General features: G+C 72.1%; 11 protein-coding genes. 1 reads left to right on the top strand and 10 read right to left on the bottom strand.

The window, feature by feature from the left end; translation table 11 throughout:
- Positions 1 to 10 precede the first annotated feature (10 nt).
- From IO39_RS21390 to IO39_RS21365, 6 genes are all read right to left on the bottom strand, one after another.
- On the bottom strand, positions 11 to 1,765 hold the full coding sequence (locus IO39_RS21390) for a CBM35 domain-containing protein (RefSeq protein ID WP_084773212.1): 1,755 nt from the start codon (positions 1,763 to 1,765) through the stop codon (positions 11 to 13).
- A 61-nt stretch (positions 1,766 to 1,826) separates the two neighbouring features.
- Positions 1,827 to 3,710 (bottom strand): glycoside hydrolase family 127 protein, encoded by a 1,884-nt coding sequence (locus IO39_RS21385; protein ID WP_043625826.1) that lies wholly within the window; start codon positions 3,708 to 3,710, stop codon positions 1,827 to 1,829.
- 89 nt (positions 3,711 to 3,799) lie between these two features.
- On the bottom strand, positions 3,800 to 4,606 hold the full coding sequence (locus tag IO39_RS21380) for a carbohydrate ABC transporter permease (protein WP_043625824.1): 807 nt from the start codon (positions 4,604 to 4,606) through the stop codon (positions 3,800 to 3,802).
- Complete coding sequence (locus tag IO39_RS21375) at positions 4,603 to 5,562, bottom strand: carbohydrate ABC transporter permease (RefSeq protein ID WP_052423172.1); 960 nt, start codon at positions 5,560 to 5,562, stop codon at positions 4,603 to 4,605. Before IO39_RS21375 ends, IO39_RS21380 begins: the two co-directional genes overlap by 4 nt.
- A 4-nt stretch (positions 5,563 to 5,566) precedes the next feature.
- Positions 5,567 to 6,835 carry a sugar ABC transporter substrate-binding protein gene (locus IO39_RS21370; protein ID WP_084773210.1) on the bottom strand — a complete coding sequence of 423 codons (1,269 nt, stop codon included), beginning with the start codon at positions 6,833 to 6,835 and terminating at the stop codon, positions 5,567 to 5,569.
- Between the two features lie 99 nt (positions 6,836 to 6,934).
- Positions 6,935 to 7,963, bottom strand: coding sequence for a LacI family DNA-binding transcriptional regulator (locus tag IO39_RS21365; RefSeq protein WP_043625817.1), 1,029 nt, complete (start codon positions 7,961 to 7,963; stop codon positions 6,935 to 6,937).
- A gap of 352 nt (positions 7,964 to 8,315) precedes the next feature.
- Between IO39_RS21365 and IO39_RS21360 the strand changes: the two genes are divergently transcribed.
- Complete coding sequence (locus tag IO39_RS21360) at positions 8,316 to 11,942, top strand: LamG-like jellyroll fold domain-containing protein (RefSeq protein WP_052423171.1); 3,627 nt, start codon at positions 8,316 to 8,318, stop codon at positions 11,940 to 11,942.
- Positions 11,943 to 11,987: 45 nt separating this feature from the next.
- Here IO39_RS21360 and IO39_RS21355 read toward each other — a convergent pair whose 3' ends face one another.
- The 4 genes from IO39_RS21355 to IO39_RS21340 form a co-directional block, all read right to left on the bottom strand.
- Entirely contained in the window at positions 11,988 to 12,641 is a 654-nt protein-coding gene (locus IO39_RS21355; RefSeq protein ID WP_052423170.1) for a response regulator, read from the bottom strand.
- A 9-nt stretch (positions 12,642 to 12,650) separates the two neighbouring features.
- The gene (locus IO39_RS21350; RefSeq protein ID WP_052423168.1) at positions 12,651 to 13,838 is read right to left on the bottom strand and encodes a sensor histidine kinase; all 1,188 of its coding nucleotides are present in this window, start codon (positions 13,836 to 13,838) and stop codon (positions 12,651 to 12,653) included.
- Between the two features lie 160 nt (positions 13,839 to 13,998).
- Positions 13,999 to 17,418 (bottom strand): LamG-like jellyroll fold domain-containing protein, encoded by a 3,420-nt coding sequence (locus tag IO39_RS21345; RefSeq protein ID WP_052423166.1) that lies wholly within the window; start codon positions 17,416 to 17,418, stop codon positions 13,999 to 14,001.
- Between the two features lie 147 nt (positions 17,419 to 17,565).
- Positions 17,566 to 23,577: an RHS repeat domain-containing protein gene (locus IO39_RS21340; protein WP_157548711.1), complete on the bottom strand. Its 6,012-nt coding sequence runs from the start codon at positions 23,575 to 23,577 to the stop codon at positions 17,566 to 17,568.
- Positions 23,578 to 23,650 lie beyond the last annotated feature (73 nt).

Here is a 23,650-nt window from a genome sequence, read left to right as displayed (position 1 = left end):
GGGTCGGTGGTCAGGTGAGGTGGATGTAGTCCAGTTCGGCGTAGCCCGTGCCGCCGGCGAAGTGCGGGGAGCCCTTGGCCAGGCGGATCACGTTGTAGCCCGCCTTCAGCGTCACCGTGGTGCTGACCGTGGCGCCGAACTGGCCCCAGGCGGGGGTGGGCGGGTAGCTGACCGTGCTCCAGGCGCCCCCGTTGTACGCCAGCCCCTGCGTCGCCGTGGCCCCGGTGGCGTTGGCGTAGCCGATGGTCATCGTGTAGGCGCGGGCGCTGGGCACGTTCACCACGAAGTCGACGTAGCTGTCGGTGCGCGGCGTGCCGGAGTTGTCGATGCGGCCCACGTACCCGCCGCCCGACGCGCCGGCGGCGGTCAGCCGCTGGGCGCGGAAGACCGAGGCGTTCTCGGCCTCGTAACGCTGCTGGTAGGCCGGCACCCCACTGACCGGTTCGACGACGAGGCGGTAGGCGCTGGTGGCGACCATGTCAGGCACCTGCACGGTGAGCCGGCCGCCGCTGACGGTCCTGGTGGTGACGGAGACGGTGGTGGGTGCGGGGACGGCGGTGAAGCGGCCGCTGGACGGCGTGGACGAGAGCGTGACGCGGACGCTGGAGCCGAGCGCGCCCAGCCCGGTGAGGTCGACGGTGTTGGTGCCCGCCTCGTTGCCGAAGACGACGTCGACGATCCTGCGGGTGCCGTCGTAGGAGGCGAAGCCGTCGAGGCCGGTGCGCGTGGTGGAGGTGGTCGTGACCATGTTGCCGGCCATGTCGCCGTACCACTTGTAGAGCCACCACGTGCCGGTGGGCTGGTTGTTGCCGGTGACGAGGCCGTTCATGGTGCCATACTCGTACCAGAAGGCGCGGTGGGCGGACTCGACGCCGCCGCGTTCCAGCTCGGCCACGTAGTCGGCGACGCGGCCGGGGACGTCCACCTCGGCGGGGGCGGCGTACTCGTTGATGGAGATGCGGCGCGGGCTGATGCCCAGCGACGCCTCCAGGGCACGGTAGTCGGCCAGGTCTGCGGCGATCCGGGCGGGGTTCTGCAGCTCGTGCCAGCAGATGATGTCGGGCAGGGTGCCGGTGTTCCTGGCGTGGGTGAGGAACGACTGCATCCACGACCGGTCGTAGGTGGCGGTGCTCGGGCCGACGATCGGCGTGAGCGGGTCGAGCGCCCGGACCGCCCGGTACGTCCGCACCCACCCGTCGTTGAACGGGCCCGCGGCGGCGGTGTTCCAGGTGTAGTCGGGTTCGTTCCACAACTCCCAGCCCAGCACGTTGGTGACGCTGGTGGCCGCCAGCCGGGCGCGGACCATGGTGTCGACCTTGGCCAGCCAGTCGTTCCAGCTCACCCACCGGTAGGGGAAGTCGGGGTAGATGTCGGGCATCCGGATGAACTGGCCGGCCCCGACGCGGTCGGCCTGCGGGGCGACCAGCAGGGAGTCGCCGCCGGGCGGCTGGCCGTTGGGGCGCTGGCCGACGCCGGGGGCGGGCTGGGTGAGCGAGTTCACCTTGATCGGCAGCAGGGTGGAGTCGGCCGGGCGGGAGTTCTCCGCCAGGCCGTAGAGCCCGCCGGAGGCCGCGTGGGTGACCGGCCGGAACGGCCGCGCGACGTCGACGGTCAGCGTCGCCCCGGCCGCCGCACCCGCACCGGCCACGGCCAGGGATGCGGATGCGGCGGTCAGGTTCGGGCCGGCCGCCGCCGGCAGGGCGGTGGCCGTCACGGTGGCGACCGTGGTGGCCAGGGCTAAGGCGGCCATTCGGATGCGGGACATGGGCGTCACTCTCCTTCGGGGGGTGGGGGGAACGGCTCCTGCCGCGCGGACGGCGCCGTGCTCAGGAGACGGGGAGGAAGATCCGCATGCTGGCGGGCCCGCGCCGCGCCCACGCGTGGTACGGCCGCAGCGGCACGTCGAACCACCCGCCGTCGCCGTCGCCGGCCGGGCCGGCGGGATAGGGCCACGGCCGGTCGGGCCGGGCGGGCGTCCGGCCACGGACGACGGCGCCGCCGGGGACGTCGCGCGGGGCGGTGCCGGCGTCCACGACCAGGAAGTCGAGCGCGCCGGCGGCCGGCAGGTCGTGGGACTCCACGCAGAGCACCTCGGGCCCGCGCTCCACCGCCACGCACCCCCGTACGGCGTCGATGCGCGGGTCGGGCCAGGTGAAGCGGGGCGCCATCGGCAGGTCGAGGACGATCTCGTCGCCGGCGCGGAAGGCGCGCCGCACCCGCGCCAGGCCGGGCTCGACCGGCCGGGTGCGCCCGCCCTCGGTCAGCGTGGCGCCGGCGGCCCAGGCGGGCACGCGCAGGGAGAGCGTCCAGGGCTCGGGCGAGCCGGCGGCGATCCGGACGCGGACGGTCCCGCTCTCCGGGTAGGCGGTCTCGACGTCCACGGCCACCGGCCGCCCGCCGGGCAGCTCGGCGCGGATCTCGCAGGGGGCGTACTGGTGCAGCTGCAGGCCGTCGTCGTCGGTGGTGGCCAGGTAGGCGTGCAGGCCGGCGAGCGTGCGGGCGACGTTCGTCGGGCAGCAGGAGACGTCGAACCAGGCGGCCCTGGCGCCGGCCTCGGCGCGCGGGCTCACCTCGTCCGGGTCGGCGGGCCGGCCGGCGGCGCGCTGGTGGAGGGGGTTGGCGTAGAAGAAGGCCCGGCCGTCCGCGCTCGGGGAGGTGGCGATGACGTTGTACAGCGTGCGCTCGATGAGGTCGGTGTAGCGGACGTCGCCGGTGGCGAGGTGGAGCCGCCAGGAGACCATGATCGAGGCGACCCCGGCGCAGGTCTCGCAGTAGGCGCGGTCGGGGGGCAGCTCCCAGTCCTCGCCGAAGCCCTCGTCCTGGTGGCGCGAGCCCATGCCGCCGGTGAGGTAGGTGCGGCGGGCGACCGAGCGCTCCCACTGCCGTTCCACGGCGCGCAGCAGCTCGTCGTCGCGGTGCTCGACCGCGACGTCCACCGCCGCGGCGGCGAGGTAGAGCGCGCGCACGGCGTGGCCGCGCCACACGTCCGCCTCCCGGATCGGGATGTCGTCCTGGAAGTACGCGCGCCCCAGCGGGATGTCCTTCAGCGTGCCGTGGCCGCGGCGGTCGAGGAACAGGCGGGCCTGGTCGATGTAGCGCGGCTCCCCCAGGGCGCGGCCGAACTCGGCCAGGCCGACCTCGATCTCCGGATGGCCGCAGATCGCGGCGCGCCCCTCGGGGCCGAACGTGCGGCACACGTGGTCGGCGGCCCGGCGCGCGACGCGTACCAGGTCGTCCTCGCCGTGGGTGCGCAGCCGGGCCACGGCGGCCTGGAGCAGGTGGCCGGTGTTGTAGAGCTCGTGGCCGGACTCCAGGTCGCTGTAGCGCGGGGGCCGGCCGGGATGCCCGTAGCAGGTGTTGAGGTAGCCGTCGGGGTCCTGGGCGCGGGCGACGCGGGCGGTGAGCCGCTTGATGGCCGCCTCCGCCGCCGGGTCGCCGGTCCTGGCGCTCTCCCAGGCCAGGGCCTCCAGCAGCTTGTAGACCTCGGAGTCGGAGAACGACCAGCCGGGGCGGTCGGGCCCGGTGGCGCCGTCGGCGACCCGGTCGAAGTTGGCCAGCCAGCCGAGGCGCTCCATCCACGACTCGCAGTGGGCGAGCGTCGCCGTGGCGTTCACGGTCTGGCGGCTCCCCCAGAACCCGCCGGTGAGCGAGACCTGCGCGAGCCCGAGGGGGCGTGCCCGGCCGTGGGACGGCAGCACGGGGCTGGTCATGTGGTGCAACCTTTCTCTGAAGAGCTTCGGACGACGCCGTGCGGGTCCTGGACGTCGTCAGTCCTTAGTGGCGTCAGTCCTGGACGGCGTCAGTCCTTGACGGCGCCCGCGGTGACCCCGGCGGCGATGTAGCGCTGCGCGAGGACGAGCAGGACGGCGGCGGGCAGGGAGGCGATCACGGCGGTCGCCATGATCGAGTTCCACTGCGTGGTGTTGTTGCCGATGTAGCGGAAGATGCCGAGCGTGATCGGGATGACGTCGCTGTTGCGGTTGAGGGTCGAGGCGAAGATGAAGTCCGACCACGCCCACAGGAACGTGAAGAGCGAGACGGTAATCACGGAGTTGCGGCTGAGCGGCAGCACGATCGACCGGAACGTGCGCCAGGTGCTCGCCCCGTCGATCTGCGCCGCGGCCATGACCTCGGCGGGGATGCCCGCCATGAACGCCCGGAACAGCAGCACCCCGAACGGCACGGCCAGCGTCGAGTCGGCCACGATCAGGCCCGCGACGGTGTTGAGCAGCCCGAGCCTGATGTAGATCGCGTAGAAGCCCATGGCCATGACGACGGCCGGGATCATCTGCGCGGCCAGCAGCAGGAAGTCGATCGTCCGGGTGCCACGCGGGCGCAGCTTGGCCAGGGCGAACCCGGCGGGCAGGGACACGGCGAGCGTGAGCGCGACGGTGCCCAGGCCGATGAACAGGCTGGTGGCCAGGGCGGGCAGCTGCTGGCCGAGCGCGGCGGCGTACCCCTCGAAGGTGGGGTCCCACGGGAACCAGTGGGGCGGGTCGGCCCGCATGTCGCTCGTCCTGGTCAGCGAGACGTTGACCATCCAGTAGACCGGGAACAACATCACGGCCACGAGGCAGACGCCCAGCGCCGTCTTCCACCCCTTCATGCCCGGTCCTCCCCTCGTTGCAGGCGCACATGGACGAGCCCGGCGGCGAAGGCGATGAGGATGAGCAGGTTGCCGACGGCCGCCGCCGGGGAGAAGTCGGGCTGGCCGGTGCCGAACGCCTCGCGGTAGGACCAGATGGCCAGCGTGGTGGAGGCGTCGGCGGGGCCGCCCCTGGTCATGATCCAGATGATGTCGACGACCTTGAGCGTGTAGATCAGTCCCAGCAGCAGGGTGATCAGCGACACCGGGCGCAGCAGCGGGAACGTGATGCGGCGGAAGCGCTGCCAGGGGCCGGCCCCGTCGAGCCCGGCGGCCTCGTACAGGTCGGCGGGGATGTTCTGCAGGCCGGCGTAGAGGATCACCAGGTTGAACGGGACGCCGAGCCAGATGTTGGCGATGGTGACCGCGAGCAGCGAGGTGTCCGGTGAGGTCAGCCAGTTGATCTGGCCGATGCCGAACGCCTGGAGCGCCGCGTTGACGATGCCGTTCTCGCTGTTGAGCATCCACGACCAGGTGGAGGCCGAGACGATCAGCGGCAGCAGCCACGGCACGAGGAACATCGCGCGCAGCGCCGCCGACAGGCGGAAGTGGCGGTGGAAGAAGACCGCCAGGGCCAGCCCGATGGCGTACTGCGCGGCGATGGAGGCCAGCGTGAACACGGCCGTGCTGCGCAGCGCCCGCAGGAAGGTGTCGTCGGCCAGGATGTCCAGGTAGTTCTCCAGGCCGGTGAACTCGGGGTTGCCCTGCACGAACGCGCGCGGCGTGTAGTCGTGCACGCTCAGCTCGATGTTGCGGTAGAGCGGGTAGGAGTAGAAGACGACCAGATAGACGATGAGCGGGGCGAGGAAGGCGAAGGCCGTCCACCGCCGGGCCCGCCGCCGGGCCCGCCGCCGGGGCGGGGCCGCGTGCGCCGCGCCGCCCACCGCGACCGTCCCTGTGGTGCGAAGCGAGGTCATGACATCAGTCGCCGACGGCCTGCTTCGCCTGCGCCTGCGCCTGCTTGAGCGCGTCGGCGGGGCTGGCCGCCCCGCTCAGCGCCTTCTGCACCCCGGTCCACAGCGCCTCGGAGATCTTCGGGTAGTCGGTGCCGAGGTTGTCGCTGGTACGGCCCTTGGCGCTGCGCACGGCCTCCACCCACGGCTTCAGGCTCGGCTCCTTGGCCAGGATCGCCTGCTGCCCGTCGGCGGTGGAGGGGATGTAGTACGCGAACGTCGTGCCGGTCTCGACCAGGCCCTCGGGCGTGGTCATGCACTCCAGGACCTTCTTGGTGACGTCGTAGCGCCCGGTGTCCTTCTGCACGGGGACCGTGATGAACTCGCCGCCGGTCGGGGTCGGGGCGACGCCGCCGTCCTTGGCGGGGATCTGCACGACGCCGGTGGGGAAGTCCGCCCCGGCGGCGCTGTTGATCTGCCAGGTGCCGTTCTCGGCGAAGGCGAACTCGCCCGTCAGGAACTCCTCCCAGGTGGTGTTCTGGGAGTTGCTGATGACCGAGTTCGGCGCGAGGCCGTCCTTGAGCCAGGAGCTCCACAGCGTGAGCGCCTCGACGGCCTGCGGCGAGTCGAGCTGCGTGAGCTGCGCGCCGGCGCCCCAGAACCAGGGCAGGAACTGGAAGGAGCCCTCCTCGGTGCCGATGGCCGCGAACGTGATCGGCTTCTTGCCCGCGGCCTTGACCTTCTTCATGGCCGTGGTGAGCGAGGCCCAGTCCTTGATCGAGGCGGGGTCCACGCCGGCGTCGTCGAGGATCTTCTTGTTGTAGTAGAGGGCCAGGGTGTTGGCGCCGATCGGGATGCCGTACGTCTTGCCGTCCAGCTCGCCGGCGGCGACGAGGTTCTTGTCGAACCGGTTCACCTCCAGGCCGAAGTCGGACATCGCGCTCAGCATCCCGGCGTCGGCCAGGGTGGAGACGGCCGGGTTGTCGAGCAGGATCACGTCGGGGGCGTTGCCCTCCTGGCCGGCGAGCAGGGCCTGGTTGGTGAGCGCGGTCGTGTCGTAGGCGGTGCGCTGGATGGTGACGCCGGCCTGCCGGCCGCAGGCGTCCACCCGCTTGGCCCACGCGGAGGACGCGTCGTGCTGCGGGTAGGGGTCCCACCAGGTGTACGACCCGCCGGCGGAGGCGGAGGCGGTGCCGGAGGCGCCCTGGGGGGCGGAGGCGCAGGCGGTCAGTGCGGACAGCGCCAGGGCGGCGGTGGCGAGGACCGCCGTCCTCGTGGACATCGACGAACGGTTCATCGACTCCTCCTGTGTTAGCGCTCACATCAGGGACGTGGCGGGAGATGCGGGGGGTTGGGGGTCAGAGAGGGCGAGGCGCAGGGCGGGAGCACCCTGGCGTCAGGGGGAGCGGGTGCCCGGGGGCGCGGTGCTGCCCCGGGAGACCAGCTCGGGCGAGATGAAGCGCACCACGAACGGCTCGTTCCTGGCCACCGGTGACTCCACGCGCCGCACGAGCTGGCGCACGGCCATGGCGCCGAGGCGGTCGGGCGCGCTCTCGATGAACGAGTAGGGCAGGGAGAAGGTCGCGGCGAACTCCTCGGAGTAGCGCCCGATGACCGACAGGTCGCCGGGCACCCGCAGCCCCCGCTCGTAGGTGACCGAGGGCAGCGCCGCCGCGGCCGCCTCGTTGTTGATCAGCAGGCCGGTCGCCGCCGGGTAGGTGTCGAGCAGGTGGACGAGCAGCCGGCCCACCGCCGGCTGGCGGGACTCGCCGTAGACGGCGTGCAGGGTGAGGCCGAGCTGGCGGGCGCGTTCGAGCGCGGCGTCGCGCAGCCGCCACACGTACGCGCCGCCCCGCTCGACGACGTGCTCCGGCTGCGAGATCAGGATGAGCTCGCGGTGGCCGAGCCGGTGCAGGTGGTCCACCATCACCCGCCCGGCCTCCTCGAAGTCCAGGTCGAACACGTCGAGGCCGGAGCAGTCGCCGGGCAGCCCGACCAGCGCGCCCGGCTGCGGCGCGGCGCGCAGGATGGGCAGCCGGGCGTCGTCCTGGGCGATGTTCATCAGGACGACGCCGTCGACCATGCGGGAGTCGGTGACGCGGCGCAGGGCCCGCACCCCGTCGGCCTCGTTGACCAGCAGGGTGTCGTAACCGAGGTCGCGGGCGGTGTTCGTGACGCCCAGGATGTACTGCATCATCGCGGGCGCGAACTCGTCTTCGTGGAACTGGGCGAGCAGACCGAGGACCTTGGTCTGGGCGGTGGCGAGCGCGCGGGCGCCGGCGTTCGGCGTGTACGCGAGCGCCTCGGCGGCGGCCAGCACCCTGCGCCGCACCTCCTCCGAGATGGGCCGCTTGCCCGACAGCGCGTACGACGCCGTGCTGCGGCTCACCCCGGCCTCCCGGGCCACGTCTCCGATCGTCGCCACTCTCACCTCCAGATTGTCGAACCGGTTCGACGACTACGTTGGACCGCTCCCTCGCATCGTCGCCCCGGACTGCCTCTTCCAGGTAAATGATCAGGAGGCCGCCGCATCGGCGGCACGCCGTGGTCGCCGGAACGGGCGAACCGGTTCAACGATGTGGCTCGACTTTTACTCCCCGCACGCCGGGCGTCAAGAGCGGAGGCCACCGGCGATATCGGATCGTGACCTGCCGGAAACACGCGTGAGGCCGCCCATTGACGCGCCGGGCGCGGCTACGTAACCTACGCGAAACCCTCGGTTGCGTTGCCGCTCCGCTCCCTCAGCCTTGTTAGCGCTCACATCCCAGGGACTTCGCATGGCATTCCCGAGACTCACCAGGGCCTGGTGCGCCGGGCTCCTCCCGGCCGCCCTCGCCCTGTCGTTAACCACGGGGGTGGCGGCGGCCGCCGCCGATCCGGCTCCCGTGCTCGTCTACGAGTTCGACGCCGACGACGTCACCAGCGGCTCCGTCACCGACTCCTCCGGCAACGGCCTGCACGGCGAGCTGGTCAACGCCGCCACGGCGGCGCTGGTGGAGGGCGCGGCGGGCGGGCACGCGCTCAGCCTGCCCGGCGGCGCCCAGGACTCCGGCGGCGCCTACGTCCGGCTGCCGCTGGTCGCGATCAAGGACAGGACCGACCTGACCGTGTCGGCACGGGTGAAGTGGGACGGCACCACGGCCCCGTGGCAATGGATCTACGCGCTGGGCAAGGACAACTCCCGCTACCTGTTCAGCACCCCGTACAACGGGGACGGCCGGCTGCGCACGGCGGTCACCACGTCGGGCGGCGGCGCGGAGGCGCAGGTCACCGGCTACGCGCCACTGCCGGCGAGCGCCTGGAAGACGCTGACCGTCACCCTCGACACGGCGGCGGGACGCCTGACGACCTACCTCGACGGCGCCGCCGTCGCCTCCGCCCCCACGACGATCACGGCGGCGCAGCTCATCGACGCCTCGACGACGTCGGCCGGGTTCATCGGGCGCTCGTTCTACCCGGACCCGCTGTTCGACGGCGCGATCGACGACTTCCGCGTCTACGGCGCGGCGCTGAGCGCCGCCCAGGTGGCCGAGCTGGCCGGCGGCACCCCGCCGGCGCCGTCGGGCCTGAGCAGGGACGCCTTCGACGTGCGCACCACCATCGGCACCGCGCCCGCGCTGCCGCCCGCGGTCCGCGCCGCCTTCTCCGACGGCTACGACCGCGACGTGCCCGTCACCTGGCAGGCGGTGGCCCCGGAGAGGTACGCCGCCGCCGGGACGTTCACCGTCACCGGCACCGCCGCGGGCCGCCCGGTCACCGCCGAGGTCACGGTCATCCGCGAGGGGCAGCTCGTCATCGACCTGGCCGAGGACACCGGCGCCTTCCACGGCGGCGCGTCCGGCACCCTCTACGGCCTGTACGGGCCGGGGGTGCCGACGAACAACCTCATCGAGGGCATGCGGCTGCGCACGGTCTCGACCAAGGCCCAGGACGGCCCGCAGCACCCCGGCGCGGACGCCCTGGAGGTGGTCAAGCCGCTGGCCGACAGCACCGACGGCGACGTGTACATCTACATGACCGACATCCACCGGGGCTTCCCGTACCAGTGGCCGGGCAGCACGCCGGAGGAGAAGCTCGGCCTGTACAAGGAGAAGATCGCCAAGCAGGTGGACCAGGTCCGGCAACTCGACCCGGAATATCGCGACAACATCGTGTTCGTATCGTTCAACGAGCCCGAAGGCAACATGTTCGGCACCGGCGAGTGGAGCTACAACCGGGTGAGCTGGCTGAGCGACCCGCGCGACTACTTCCGGGCCTGGGACGACATTCACGCCCTCATCAAGGGCCGGCTGCCCGGCGCGCGCATCGCCGGCCCGAACACCAGCGTGCTCTACTCCCAGGTCAAGGGCTTCCTGGAGCACACCGTGGCGGCGGGCACCGTGCCCGACGTGATGACCTGGCACGAGCTCAGCCATCCCGAGCAGGTGCGCGCGAGCGTCAAGCGCTACCGCGAGATGGAGGCCGAGGTCTTCGCCGGCACCCGGTACGCGGGCACCGAGCTGCCGATCAACATCAACGAGTACGCCTTCAACTACCACACCTCCGTGCCCGGCCAGATGATCCAGTGGGTGTCGGCCATCGAGGAGTCGAAGGTGGACGCCGACATCGCCTACTGGAACATCGACGGCAACCTGTCCGACTCGGCCGTGCAGGCCAACCGGGGCAACGGCCAGTGGTGGCTGCTGCACGCCTACGGCCAGATGTCGGGGCGCACGGTCCGGGTCACGCCGCCGTACCCGGGGCAGAACTACACGATGCAGGGCGTCGCGACGCTCGACCGGGACAAGCGGCAGGCCCGCGCGATCTTCGGCGGCGCGAACGGCGCCGGGCACCTGCGCTTCGAGAACGTGCCCGCGAAGGTCTTCGGCGACACCGTGCACGCCTGGATCAGGGAGATCCCGTGGACGGGGCAGATCGGCGACTCGCCGCAGCCCGCGATCCTCGCCGAGCGCGACGTCGCCGTCGAGAACGGCGCCGTGGTCCTCGACTTCGGCTCCGGTGACCTGCCGCGCCTGGCGGAGTCCTCGGCGTACGAGATCGTGCTCTCCCCCGCCGGGACCGGCGCCGTGACCGCGCCCAAGACCACGCTGTGGGAGCGGTCGTACGAGGCGGAGGAGGCCAAGTACACCGGCGGCGGCTACAGCCGCAACGGCCCCGAGGGCTCGCCGTCGGACGTGTCGAAGTTCTACACCTCCGGCCGCTACAACGTGGGCGGGCTGCGCACCGGCTCCGACGGCGTGCTCGACTTCACCGTCGAGGTGCCGCGGGCCGGCCGCTACGACCTGAGCGTCTTCGCCAACTCGCTCAACACCTTCGACCGGGTGCGCGAGCAGGGCCCGACGAACGTCTTCGTCCGCGTGGACGGCGGGGCGGAGCAGGAGCTGTTCCTGCCGCTCGGCTACAAGTGGGTGGTGTGGGACCACGCCGACACCAGCGTGGAGCTGACGGCGGGCCGGCACGTCATCTCCCTGGCCGCGCGCAGCCTCGACGGGTCGAAGGCGACCAAGGGCGACGCGATCGTGGACCGGATCCGCCTGTCGCTGGCGAACCCGGCGGCGGCCGCCTCGGTGTACGAGGGTGAGCTGGCCGAGCTGCGCGGGGCCCGGGTCGCGTACGACGTCAAGGGCGCCCGCGTCTCCGGTGCGGGCGCGGCGGAGGTCGCGCGGGGCCGGTCGGTGACGTTCTGGGTGTACGCGGCCAGGGACGAGGCGGCCGTGCTGGACCTCGCGCTGTCCGGCCCCGGCAAGGCGAGGGTGGCCGTCAACGGCCTGGAGGTGCTGGACGACGCGCGGCGCGGCGACGCCACCGCGACGGTCTCGCTGTCCGGCGGCGTCAACAAGGTCACGGTCACCGGCCGCTCGGCCACGACCCTGGTCGACCGTCTCGACGTGCGCCCGGCGCCGGGCGCGCTGCCGGCGACCGTCCACGAGGCGGAGTCGGCCCGGCTGACGGGCGCGGCGACGGTCTCGCCGCTCTCCCTGGCCGGGGGCGGGGCGGCGGTGACCGGGGTCGGCGGCGCGCCGGGCGAGCCCGGCACGCTGACCTTCACGGTACGGGCGCCGCAGGCCGGCACGTACGCGATGCGGGTGCGCTACTCCAACCCCGAGCAGTCGCCCGCCACGCACTACAACCCGGACCCGCTGGCCCGGCACGCCGACATCGCGGTGAACGGCGCCGCGCCGCAGCGGGTGCTGTTCCCGCACACCTTCCACGAGAACAACTTCTGGGAGCTGACCGTGCCGGTGCAGCTCAGGAAGGGGGCGAACACGATCGGGTTCAGCAGCGCCGAGCTGCCGAACTTCGACGGCAAGACGTACGCGTCGGAGACGTTCCCCGGGGTGCTGCTGCGCTCCAGGCACGCCCCGGTCATCGACCGGATCACGCTCGCGCCCTACAACCGCTGACCGACCACCGCCCGCGCCCCATCTGTGGGGCGCGGGCGGCCCCGGTCAGCGGACGGAGGGCTTGACCAGCCCGGCCTCGTAGGACAGCACCACCGCCTGCGCGCGGCTCTGCAGGCCGAGCTTGCCCATGATGCGGTTGAGGTGTGTCTTGACGGTGCCCTCGCTGACCGATAATCGCTCGGAGATCTCCCTGTTGGACAGGGCCCGCCCGACCAGACGCAGCACCTCGATCTCGCGGGTGGTGAGGCAGTCGAGCGCCGCCGGTGGCGGGGTGCGCGGCGGGTCGGTGAAGGCCTCGATCAGCCGCCTGGTGGCCGTGGGCGAGAGCAGCACCTCGCCGCCGGCGGCGGTCTGGACGGCGGCGACGAGCCGCTGCGGCGGCGTGTCCTTGAGCAGGAAGCCGCTCGCGCCCAGACGCAGCGCGTTGTAGATGTACTCGTCGATGTCGAACGTGGTCAGGATGAGGACCTTGGGCACAGGCGGCGGGGCCGCCAGGATGAGCTCGGTGGCGCGCAGGCCGTTCATGCCCGGCATGCGGATGTCCATGAGGATCACGTCGGGCCTGGCGGAGGCGGCCAGCCGGACCGCCTCCTCGCCGTCGGCGGCCTCGCCCGCCACCCGCAGCCCCGCCGCGCGCAGCAGGGCCGCCAAGCCCGCGCGGATGAGCACCTGATCGTCGACCACGAGCACGCTGATCATCGGCTTGGATCACTCGACCTCGTCGGCTGGGGGCAGCGGCAGGGTCGCGAGCACCTCGAACCCGCCGTGGGGCGGCCGACGCGTGGTGATCGTTCCCCGATAGAGCCTGACACGTTCTGTCATACCGATCAACCCGTGCCCGCCGGAGGGCTCGGCACCGGCGCCGGGGCCGTGGTCGGTGACGCGGACCGTCAGCGAGGTGGCGGTATAGGTGAGGCGGACCTCGGTGCGGACGGGCCCCGCGTGCTTGAGCACGTTGGTCAGCGACTCCTGGACGATCCGGAAGGCGCACAGGTCGAGCCCCGGCGGCAGCGGGCGGGCCCGGCCCTCGACGCCCACCTCGACGGGCAGCCCCGCGCCGCGCATGCGCTCCGCCAAGGCGTGCACGTTGCGCAGGCCGGGGGCGGTGGTGTAGAGCGGCCCGTCCTCGTCGTTGGCCTCGATGCGCAGGATCGACAGCAGCCGCCGCAGCTCGTTGAGCGCTTCGTGGCTGGTCTCCTCGATCACGCCGAGCGCGGCCTGCGCCGTGGCGGGATCGGTGGCCGCCACGAAGCGGCCCAGCCCAGCCTGCACCGAGATCACCGACATGTGGTGGGCGACGATGTCGTGCAGTTCGCGGGCGATGCGCACGCGCTCGCGCGTGACGGCGCGCTGCGTGGCCGCCTCCTGCTCCTCGCGCAGCCGCCGCGTCAGCACCGCGAGCTGCCTGGTGCGCTCGACCAGCAGGCGCACGACGACACCGGCCGCCAGCGCGCAGGCCGCCAGCAGCACCGCCGAGCCCAGGGCCGAGCCCAGCACGACGTCAGGCTGGAGCGCCGACGCGTGGGTCCACACCGCCACCGTGATCACCGCGCCCGCCGCGTTCGCGGATAGCGGGCTGTGCACGGCGATCGTGAAGAGCATCAGCAGGAGGCCTACGGTGTTGAGGCCCACGTGGTACCCCAGGTGGTGGTAGGTGAACGAGGCGGCCGCGGCGGTCATCAGCACCGCCAGCGGCGCCCGCCTGCGTAGCGCCAGCGGCCCGTTGACCGCCGCGGTCAACATCATCGCCCGCGGGTCGGCCGGGCGCCCCATGTCCGGCCCGTACCAGTCCCACAGCCAGGTGCCGACGGTCAGGGCGAGCGCCACCGCACCGTCGAAGAGCAGGGGATGCAGCCGGGACAGCCGCCGGAGCAGTGACGCGGCGGTGAAAGGCATCCGCCACCCTAACCAGGCGGGTGAATCCCGCGCATCAACCCCAGGTTGTACTCCTGGGGTTGATGCGCGCCACCATGACAACGGCGCTCGACCATCCCGGTGGCCGGGGCGTACCGGCGCCGGTGGGCGCCGCCGTGACGGCGACGCGCGCCCGCGCCGCTCAGAAGGGCGAGTCGGACGGCAGCTCGGTGTAGCCGGCGAGGGTCTGGAGCTGCTCCTGGCTGAGCACGCCCGAGAAGGCCCAGACGTCGTCGATGGCCCCGGCCCAGTGCTCGCCCCACGCGCCCGCCGTCTTCGCGCGGCCGAGCTGGAGCGGGCCGGTGGCGTCGAAGCCGATCGTGTGCCAGCGGACCGACACCCGCTCCTCGGTCTCCTCCAGCCAGCCGTTGACGTACAGCCGCAGCACGTCGGCGAACGAGTCGTAGACGACGGCGACGTGGTCCCAGTCGAGCTGGTTGCGGTAGGCGGAGTGCTCCGCGCGCTGGGAGGCGGCGCCGGAGGCGTCCGACCCGGGCATCTCCACCTGCCAGCCGCCCGCGCCACCGGCGGCGGCGGGGTCGTAGCGGACCGTGAAGCCGCTGTTGACGGCGCCGGCCTGGGAGAAGACGGCCGCCTTGGCGGTGGGCGCGCCCGCCGCGGTCACCCAGCCCGCCACGGTGAAGCTGCGGCCGGTGGACACGACCGGCCCGGCGGTGGCGGCGTGGTCGCCGGCTCCGTCCAGGACCAGGGCGCCCGCCGGGGTGCCCAGCCAGCCCGCCGCCGGGTCCGCCCGAGCCTCGCCGGCCAGGGTGAGGTGGCGGCCGTGGCCGCTGCCGTCCCGGCCGTCGGTGTTGAGCGTCCAGCGGCCGGAGAGCACGGGGTGGCGGGTGAACAAATCAGCCGCCTCCTCGTCGCTGACCAGGCGGTCGAAGACCTGCACGTCGTCGATCTCGCCGGGGAAGAAGTTCTGTTTGACGCCGCCGTGGACAGCCCGGCCGATGGCCATCGGGCCGGTGGCGTTCCAGGTGACGGTGAAGGGCTTCTCCTCCTGCAGGACGCCGTTGACGTACAGGCGGGCCTTCCTGGCGACGGCGTCGTACACGCCGAGCAGGTGGGTCCACTCCCCCACCTCGGGCGGCGCGGCGGAGCGCACGCGGACGCCGCCCTGCACCGCGTCGGCGTTGGTCAGGCTGAAGGACCAGCGGTCGTCATCCTTGACGTATTGCAGGAAGAAGCCGCTGACCACGTTGCCGTCCTGGTTCACGACCGTGGCGAACTGGTCGGTGTTCGCCATGCGGACCCAGGCGCCGACGGAGTAGGTCTTGGAGGTGTCGATGACGGGGCCGGAGGTCTCGGCGTAGCCGGAGCTGCCGTCGCCACGCAGCGCGGTGCCGACCTGGCCGTCCACGCCCGTCGTGACGCCGCCGACGGTCCGGGTGGTGACCGGGGCCGTGCCGGGCCGGGTGAGCGCCGTCAGGCTGGTGGCGCCAGCGGGCTCGTCGAGGGGCCAGTGGGCACGCGGGGCGCTGCCGGCGCTGACGCGGAACAGGTAGGTGGTCGCCGCGCTGGTGTTGCCGGCGGAGTCGAGCGCCTTGACGTACAGGAAGTTGACCCCGGCCCTGGTGGGGGCCACCTGCACGGTGACCGGGCCGCCGGGGGCGGCGGGACGGTGCTCGCCGGCGGCGGTGGGCGTGGTGTTGACCCCGATCCAGTAGCGGTTCACGTCGCTCTGGGTGGTGCTGACGGAGAAGGAGCCGTAGCGGCCGACGCCGTCGTGCCAGGGATCGTCGGGATTGTCCGGGTCGGACGGCGGATAGTCGGCCGAGGTCAGCGCCGGCGCGGGCGGGGCAGTCGTGTCGTAGGAGAAGTAGCAGCCGGTGGCGTCGCCCGCCGAGCTCCACGGGCTCCACTGGTGGCCGTCCCAGGTGCGGACGATCCAGCTCAGCACCTTGTTCTGCGGGATGGTGGCGGGCGCGGTCACCTGGAAGGTGGAGCCGGTGGTCTTGGCGGCCGTCAGCGGCGCGGTCCAGATGCCGGTGTTGTTGTCCCACAGGATGCGGAACTGGGCCTGCAGCTTGGCGGCCGACCCGGAGTCGGGATCGGTCAGGACGGCGTACATGGTCGGCAGTAGGTTGACCGTGGGCGGCGAGGCGTAGACGCACGGCCCGCCGGGGCTCATGGACAGGTTCTTCATCAGGGGCTGCGGTGGCGGGGTGTTGTACTCAATGCGCAGGTTCGCATCGGCGGTGAACCGTTTCCACCAGGCCATCGTCGACTCGGAGTAGGCGCGCAGCCCGAAGTTGATGTTGGCGTCCTTGCGGCTCACCGCGGCCCGCACCACGTCGCGCAGTGCCGTGCCGCCGAACTCGACGGGCGTGCGGGAGCAGTAGGCGACGTCGCGCGAGGCCAGGTTCTTGACCCAGTTGTCGTCGGTGCTGTTCCAGGTCGAGGTGTTACCGAAGCCGCTGGCGTGCCAGAGCTGGACCACGGTGGGGTTGGAGCACTTGTAGGCGTGGGTCTCGTAGGCGACGAACTCCGCAGAGATCACGTGCTTGCCGGCGATCGAGCCGATCGGCATGCGGTAGAACAGCCGCTTCTTCTGATCCTTGACGCAGGCCCCGTCGTACTGCACGTCGCACAGGCCCACGCCCTCGGTGCCGGACCAGTTGTAGTATGTCGTGCCAGGGTAGCCGCTGGAGACCATCAGCCTGGCCGACTCGCCCACCGTCTTCCAAACCGGGTCGATGTAGACGGGGAAGTGGGTGTCGGGGGCGGTCAGCAGACCACGGTCGGGGGTGAGGGCCAGCTCACCCCGTCCCAGGCCGACGCCCACCCGCGCGACCCTGGACCCTTCGGCGGGCCCGGCCGCCGGCGCCTGCCCGGTCGCTCTCGCAGTGGCACTCGCCGACCCCGAGTCCCACATCAGCGGGGCGGGCGCCTCGAACACCGTGCTGCCGCTCGCCTCGTCGGTGGCGCGTAGCACGCCGCTCTCGTCGGCGGTCAGGGCCAGGTCCCGTGTCTGCGTCCCGAGCCGCAGGCGGGCCAGCGCGGGGTCGCGCGCCGCCTGCGGCGTCTTCACTACCAGCAGGTGGGCGAACCCGTCCACGTCTGCCCGCACGGTCAGGTCCACGCCGGGCAGCACCTCGGGGTAGGTGGCTGTGTCGCCCTGCACCACGGGTGCGGGCAGCCGTCCCGGCCATGACAGGCTGAGCGTGCGGCCCGCCCTGCCCATGGTCACGAACGGCTCGTTGCCGCCCTCGGACAGGCGCAGGTCCACCGTCGAGGCGACCGGGCCGAGCCCGCCGCCGGGTAAGCGGGTCAGCGCCGGGTCCGCGGGGGTCCAGGCGCCGTCCTTCCTGGTGCGGACGGGGCGCTGGTGCTGGACGAGTTCGAAGGAGCCCGACGGCAGGGCGCGCACCTCGCGCGACTCGCCGCGCAGTGCCAGCACTTCGACCGGCTGCCCGGACGAACGCGCCGCCTGCGACGCCTCCTGCTCGGTGACGGCGGTGCCAGCAGGCGGCTCCACGATCGTGCCAGCCGCCGCCGACGGCGGCCCTTGCAGGAAACACAGCACGAATAGGGCGGCGAGCGCGCTCGCCATCCTCCTCCGGGCTCTCCCACCGCGTAACGTTCCCATCCTGTCTGGCTCTCCGATCTGATGAGTTGCAGGTAGGGGTAGTGCCGTGAATGGCGCACCCGTGGTCCGGGGGACGGCGGACGCCCTGTTCACGACGCCCGCCATCGCGGGTTACGGGCAGTAACCCGGATCGGACGTCCGGCTGGGCCAGCCTGGACGGCCCGGCGGGAATGGAATGTGAGGCCCCACACATTTGCCATCCCGCGCCGCGTCGCGCAGGTATCGCTTTACCTGCTCGATGACTTCAGAGATGGAGAATGCGCAGGCAGCAGCGGCCATGATTCCCATGCCTTTGCACAGATACGCACCCGCTATCGCTGCGATCGCGTTGACCAACCGGCTGGCTCGCCAGTCACTGTTGAGCCAGTCGCTGATCTCTTTCACATCGCGCCGTGGCAGCACCACAGTGCAGCCCAAAGGTGTGCATCGGGCACCACCCCACTCCTTCTTGCCCTCCCACTCCACCGGGCCTCCGGACCTCTGGCATCCTGGGAATCGGAGGATTGGCATGGGAAGGGGCAGTCGGTCATCGCAACCGGGAGGCCCTGGTAGGTCCGGAATGCCTGGCAGATCCGGAATGCCAGCGTCTGCTTGCTGATCACCGATCTTGTCCTTGATGGCGCACCAGCCCGAGCAGACGCGGACCGGGCCGATGGGCGGCGGCTTGGGCGGACGATAGCCACCGCCGCCTCCCCCGCGCCAGCCGCCCCCGCCGCCACCGCCACCGCCGGTCCAGCCCCCGCCGCCGCCTCCTCCACCGCCGCCACGACGGGGCGGGTAGAAGTCCTTGTAGTTGTCCTCGCAGTTGGACGCGCTCACCCAGGCGAGCTCAGGACGGCCCCTGCCCGGACAGAGACCGCTGGGGTCGCTGCTGGTGACGGGGGTGTTGTTGGCGTAGCTGTAGCCATGCGCCTGCTGAGGATCGTCCAGCAGGAGCGGGTCGATGGAGATGAAGCGCCCCAGCGCGGGGTCGTACTGGCGAGCGCCGAGATGGGTCAGGCCCGTGCTGGGGTCCATGGTGCCGCCGACGAAGGTTTTCTCGTCCGGCCACGTCCCGGAGGGGGCGCCGCGCATGGCGCCGAATGGGGTGAAGCGGCGCTGAATGAGCGACTGTGTCACGGCGTCCGTGCTGATCTGGATCGTCCCCTGATGGTCCGGGGCAAGGAACCGCACCGACGACGGCGTACGCGTCGCCAGCGTCTCGCCGTTGTGCACGTAGTAGCGAGTGGTCTCGGGCTGCGCGGACCTGAGCCCCGAGGCCGGCGCCGGGGCGTGCAGCTCCATGCCCGGCAGGTACAGGGTACTGCCGTCGGAGTCGCGGCGGATGAGCCGCTCCCCGTTCCCGGTGTAGACGAAGGACGTCTCCGCATTGCCCTTCGCGACCTTGGTGAGGACGCCCTCGGCATCCCAGGTGAGGGTAGTGCTGGCCGTTCCCTCGGTACGGGTGATCAGGTTTCCCGCAGCGTCGTAGGAGAACGCCTCGGTGCTCGTCCCGTCACCGCCGGTACGCGTGACGGAGTTGAGCTGGTGACCCTGGCCCGCCGGACTGTTGGTGTAGGAGTGGGTGGTGGTGGCATGGCCGCCGACTCCGTGCAGGACCTCCTGGGTACGGCTGCCGGTCGCGTCGTAGGCGTAGCTGTGCCAGTACGGTGCCGGCCCGCCGACGATCGTGGTCGACGGGGCGGCCGAGCACTTGGGCGTGGCCTGGCTCCATGCCTGCTTGAGACGCTGGAGGTGGTCGTAGTTGAAGCATTGGGTGTCGGTGCCGGAGCGCGACACGTCAGAGATCGCGGTGATGCCGCCGGCCGGGTCGTAGGTGTAGGCGGCGTTGCGGTCCACGCCTGCCACGCCCTCCCGGTCGACGCGTGAGGTGGCCAGGCGCCGGGTGCCTGGTTCATACGTGCGGGTCTGCCACATCTTTCTGCCGCCGGTGGTCAGCTCGTACTGCAGTGGCTCGCCCGTCGCGGAGTACGCGGTCGCGTTGACGTAGGTGCCGAGGTTGCCGGACAGGCGGATGGCTCGCGACAGGTCGTCGTAGGTGGTCGTCACGTTCTCGGCGGGCAGGCCGCCGGCGGCCGGGTATCCTCGGGTTCGGACCGTGCCGTCCGGGTTGTAGGCGGTGGTGAACGTGTAGCTGCCGGCCAGTGTTCCCTCCGCCTCTGGGATGACGAGGGTGTACTTCACCGGGCGCCCCACGTGGTCGTAGGCGTCGATCCGTTCCGTGTACGGCCGTCCGCCCGAGTAGCGGGTCTGCGAGGTGAGGGCTCCCCGCTTCACGGTGTCGTACGTCCAGGCGGTGACCAGCGTGCCGGAGGAGGAACCTTCGCGGATCTCGATCGGGCGGCCGAGCGGGTCGTAGGCCTGGACGAGCGTGCGACCCCGGGCGTCGGTGATCTTGATCGGCCGGTCCAGGTCGTCGTAAGCCGTGACGGTGGTGCCGGTGTCCGGGTCGACGGCCTTGATCTTGCGGCCCCGCAGGTCGTAGGTGTACGACCAGGTGTTGCCCGCGGGGTCGCGCATCGTGGCCTGCTCGCCCCTGGGCGTGTAGGTGTAGGTAGTCGTCTGATGCGCGCCTGTCGGGGAGGCGCCCTCGTACTGGCGCAGGGCCGTCTTCCTGCCGCGGGCGTCGGTCACCGTGACGGTGGGGGTGGAGCCGTCCGGCGGGTCCACGGCCACCCAGTCACCGCCGTGGCTGGTGACGGTGCGCCACTTCTCCTGGACATCGTTGTTGCCGACGAGGAAGCGGCGCAGGGTCTCCCGGTTGAGGCCGTCGTAGGAGAACGTCATCTGCGATTCGACGTCACCCGGTGTCTCGACGCCGAAGAGGGTGGCCCGCGGCGCGCCGGTCGCGTAGTAGAGGTCGTGGACGCGGGCGAGGTTGCCGCGGCTGTCGTGGAAGGTGTCGGTGATGAGCCGTCCGCCGTCCGGCCCCTCGGTCTGCGTCTGGCGCGGGCGCATCAGCCCGTCGAACAGCTCGTAGGTCGTGCGCTGGTCGCCGGTGGGAGTCAGGGTCTTGGTGGTGACGGCGGCGATCTGTCCCTCGGTGACCTGGTAGGAGTGCTCGGTGTCGGGAGTGGCTGTGGTGGCGCGGCCGGGCAGCCAGACCTTGGTCAGGCGGCCGAGGCCGTCGTAGGCGAGATTGGTGGTGCGGTCGGCCGTGTCGGTCAGCGTGAGCGCATGGCCGTGGGCAGGGTCGAGGGTCTCGGTGGTGACGTGGGCGCTCGCCGCGTTTCCCGGCTGGGCGGGCGGGCCGGTGGTGGTGATCCCGGTGGTCAGCCCGGCCGTCTCCGTGTACGTGGTCGTAGTGGTGTGGCCTGCCGCGTCCGTGACCGTCCTGACCCGGCCGCGGTCGTCGTAGGTGGTGCGGGCGGTGGGCACGTACGTGGCGTTCGTGCCGTCGTGCGCGGCGATCTTCTCCACCCGGGTGACGTCGCCCCTGGTCGGCGTCGCGCCCCCGTCGTAGAAGGTGCGGACGTCGGAGACGATGCCGTCCGGCCGCTCGGGCGTGGCCGAGCAGCGGGCGGCGACCGTCTCGACGCGGGAGGGGAGGCTGCGGATCCACGCGGCGGCGTTGACCGCGTACGTCGTGCGGGTGCACAGGTCGTCGTCCTGGCGGGCGGTGTCGCCCTGGTCGTCGACCTGGGTGGGCAGGCCGGTCACGGTGTCGTGCGTGGTGTCGGTGCGCGTCTGCCGCCAGGCGCCGCCGTCCATGGCGCTCCAGGTGCGGGAGGTGGCCACGCCGGTGAGGACCGCGGCGGAGGTGCCCCAGGAGCGGGTGCGGACGGCGGTCCGGTGACGCCAGGGCGTGTTGACGGTCTTTTCGTGGACGGTTCCGTCCGGCTTGGTGTAGACGGTGTGTTTGAGCATGAACCCGGCCAGATCGTCGTGGTCGGTGTGCACGCCTCCCTCGCCGTCGGGGACGGTGACCTGCTTGGCGCCGCCGGCGGTGTTGAGCCGGTCGCCGTCCATGCCCCGCAGGTACAGGCCCTCCTCCAGGGTGAGCGGCGTGCCGTCCCCGCCGGTCAGCACCTGGACCTGCCCGTAGCCGCGCCACTGCGACCAGGTCTTCTCCTTGGTCCTGGTCAGGCCGTCGTCGTCGGCGAAGTGCCACGCCGCGCCGCCCAGGTAGCGGTATTCGGTGACCATGTCGGGCGAGCGGGCGGTGCGGTCGGCCCTGATCACCTTGGTGACGACGTACTTGTGGAACCAGTCGCGGGTCGGGCTCTCCTTGCCCGCGGGCTGCCAGATGGCGGGGAAGCAGCGTTTGGTGTTGGTTTCGGGGGCGGGCAGGGCGGTGAGGGCGCAGTCCTCGCCGGAGTACTGCACCTCGAGCTGCCCGCCGTACTCGTCGTAGACGGCGCCGAGCCGGTACTTGATGAACGGCGGGACGTCGTCGCCGACGCGATCCAGCCGGTTTCTGAGCTGGACGTGGTTGAAGGTGACCTCGGGCAGCGTCACGGGGGCGTCGGACGCCTTGCCCGTGTGCTTGATGCCCTGCAGGAGCAGCGCGCGGTCGACGTCGGCGTCGCCCCAGCCGTGCCGCAGGCTCCACGTGTCAACGTCGCGGTAGGTCCCGTCCGCCTGCCTGATCTGGGTGGTGACGGCGGTGAGCCGGTGGCGGGACCAGAACGTCGGGGCGATCAGCCCGGCCTTGGTGCACTCGGACGTGCAGTTCTGGTCCCACGGCACGTCGGGCCAGCGATCCGGGGAGGCGCCGATCTTGGCGGGGGCGCAGTCGAACGTCTGGGTCGGCAGGCAGCGCTCGGCGGTGCCGAACACCACCTTGGCCGGCGGCGGCGCGAACAGGTCGCCGGCACGCAGGCCGTACTCGATGCGGCTCAGCCGGCCGCCCCGGTCGTAGTCGGCGTCGCCGGTGAGGGAGACGTTGCGGCCGTAACGGTTGCCCTCCTTGTCGTAGTAGTACGCGATGGCGTTGCCGTGCGTGTCCACCACGTAGTCGAGGTTCCACCGCCAGACCTGCCGGCACGACGACTGGGCGAACCCGGCCGGGTCGTGGCAGGGCTCGCCGGAGTCGTCGCCGAAGACCGGCACCGTCCAGGCCGAGGCGGTCTCGGCCCGGCCGGAGGTCCAGCCGGGCAGCCGGTCGCGGCCGAAGAAGTACTGGGTGCCGTCGGTGCCGGTGGCCTTCCAGTACTCGCCGTCGTCGTCCCCGTTCTGCCCCCCGGTCAGCTTCTCGAAGCGGGTGCCGTCGTCGCCGCGCATGCGCCAGGTGCCGTCGGCGGCCTTGATCAGCTCGCCGCCCTTGCCGTTCCAGGTGACGGTGGCATTGTCGTAGGCCCAGCACTGGTCGCCGGGGTCGACGCCGTTGCTCTTGGGGGCCCCGTCGTCCGCGCACGGCTTGTAACTGCGCTCGACGTAGCCGGGCCACAGGTCGAAGCCCTCGCCCACCCAGGACGGCTGGTTGTTGGTGCTCGCGGTCCGGCCGTCCACCGAGGCCGCGGAGTAGCCGATGGCCAGCTCGGGGGTCAGCCCGCCGGGCACGGGCGGCACCCGCATCGGGTACGACCAGGTGAAGTCGCCGGAGTTGCCGCCGCCGTTCCAGGTCGCGGTCGGGGCCAGCGGGGTCGCCCGGTAGTCGCCGGCGGCGCTCGCGGGGGCGGCGACGGCGGCCAGCACCGCCGCACCGGCGGGGAGGTCGGCGGTGAGGCTGCGGGACTCGGCGTCGTTGCGCGCGGGGATCGGCGTGCCGGTCCGGCATCCGGGCGCGTCGGGGGTGGTCAGCACGCACCGGGGCATCGCGACCAGGCGGAGCCGGGAGCCGTACGAGCCGCCGTAGGCGTGCGTGAACGCTTCGTAGTCCACGCGCAGCTCGGCGGGCGCGGGGTTGTCGACCGCGAGCAGCAGCCCCGCGCCCGCCTTCGCGGCCGCCCCCCTGTCGAGCACGCGCACCCGGGCATTCCCCGTCGCCCGCACGGCGGCGGCGTCACCCGCGGCCGGCCAGCGGGGCCGGGGCGCGTCCTTGCCCGCCGCGGGGTCCGGGGTGCGCGGGCGGACAGGCACGCGTTCGCCCTGGACCTCACGCCGGTCGTCACTGACCTCGGGCGGCCCCTTGACGACGGCTTCCGACTGGACCGGCGGCACGTGGAGAAGGCTCATCACCATGACGGCCACCGTGATGACCGCTGTGACGGCCGATCTCACGGCCGTTGTCACCGCGGCTGACGACGCTTTGCCT

Source organism: Nonomuraea candida, from assembly GCF_000725485.1.
In the GTDB taxonomy this organism is placed as follows: domain Bacteria; phylum Actinomycetota; class Actinomycetes; order Streptosporangiales; family Streptosporangiaceae; genus Nonomuraea; species Nonomuraea candida.
The sequence above is the reverse complement of the archived record's forward strand: the minus strand, read 5'-3'. Positions and strand labels throughout refer to the sequence as shown.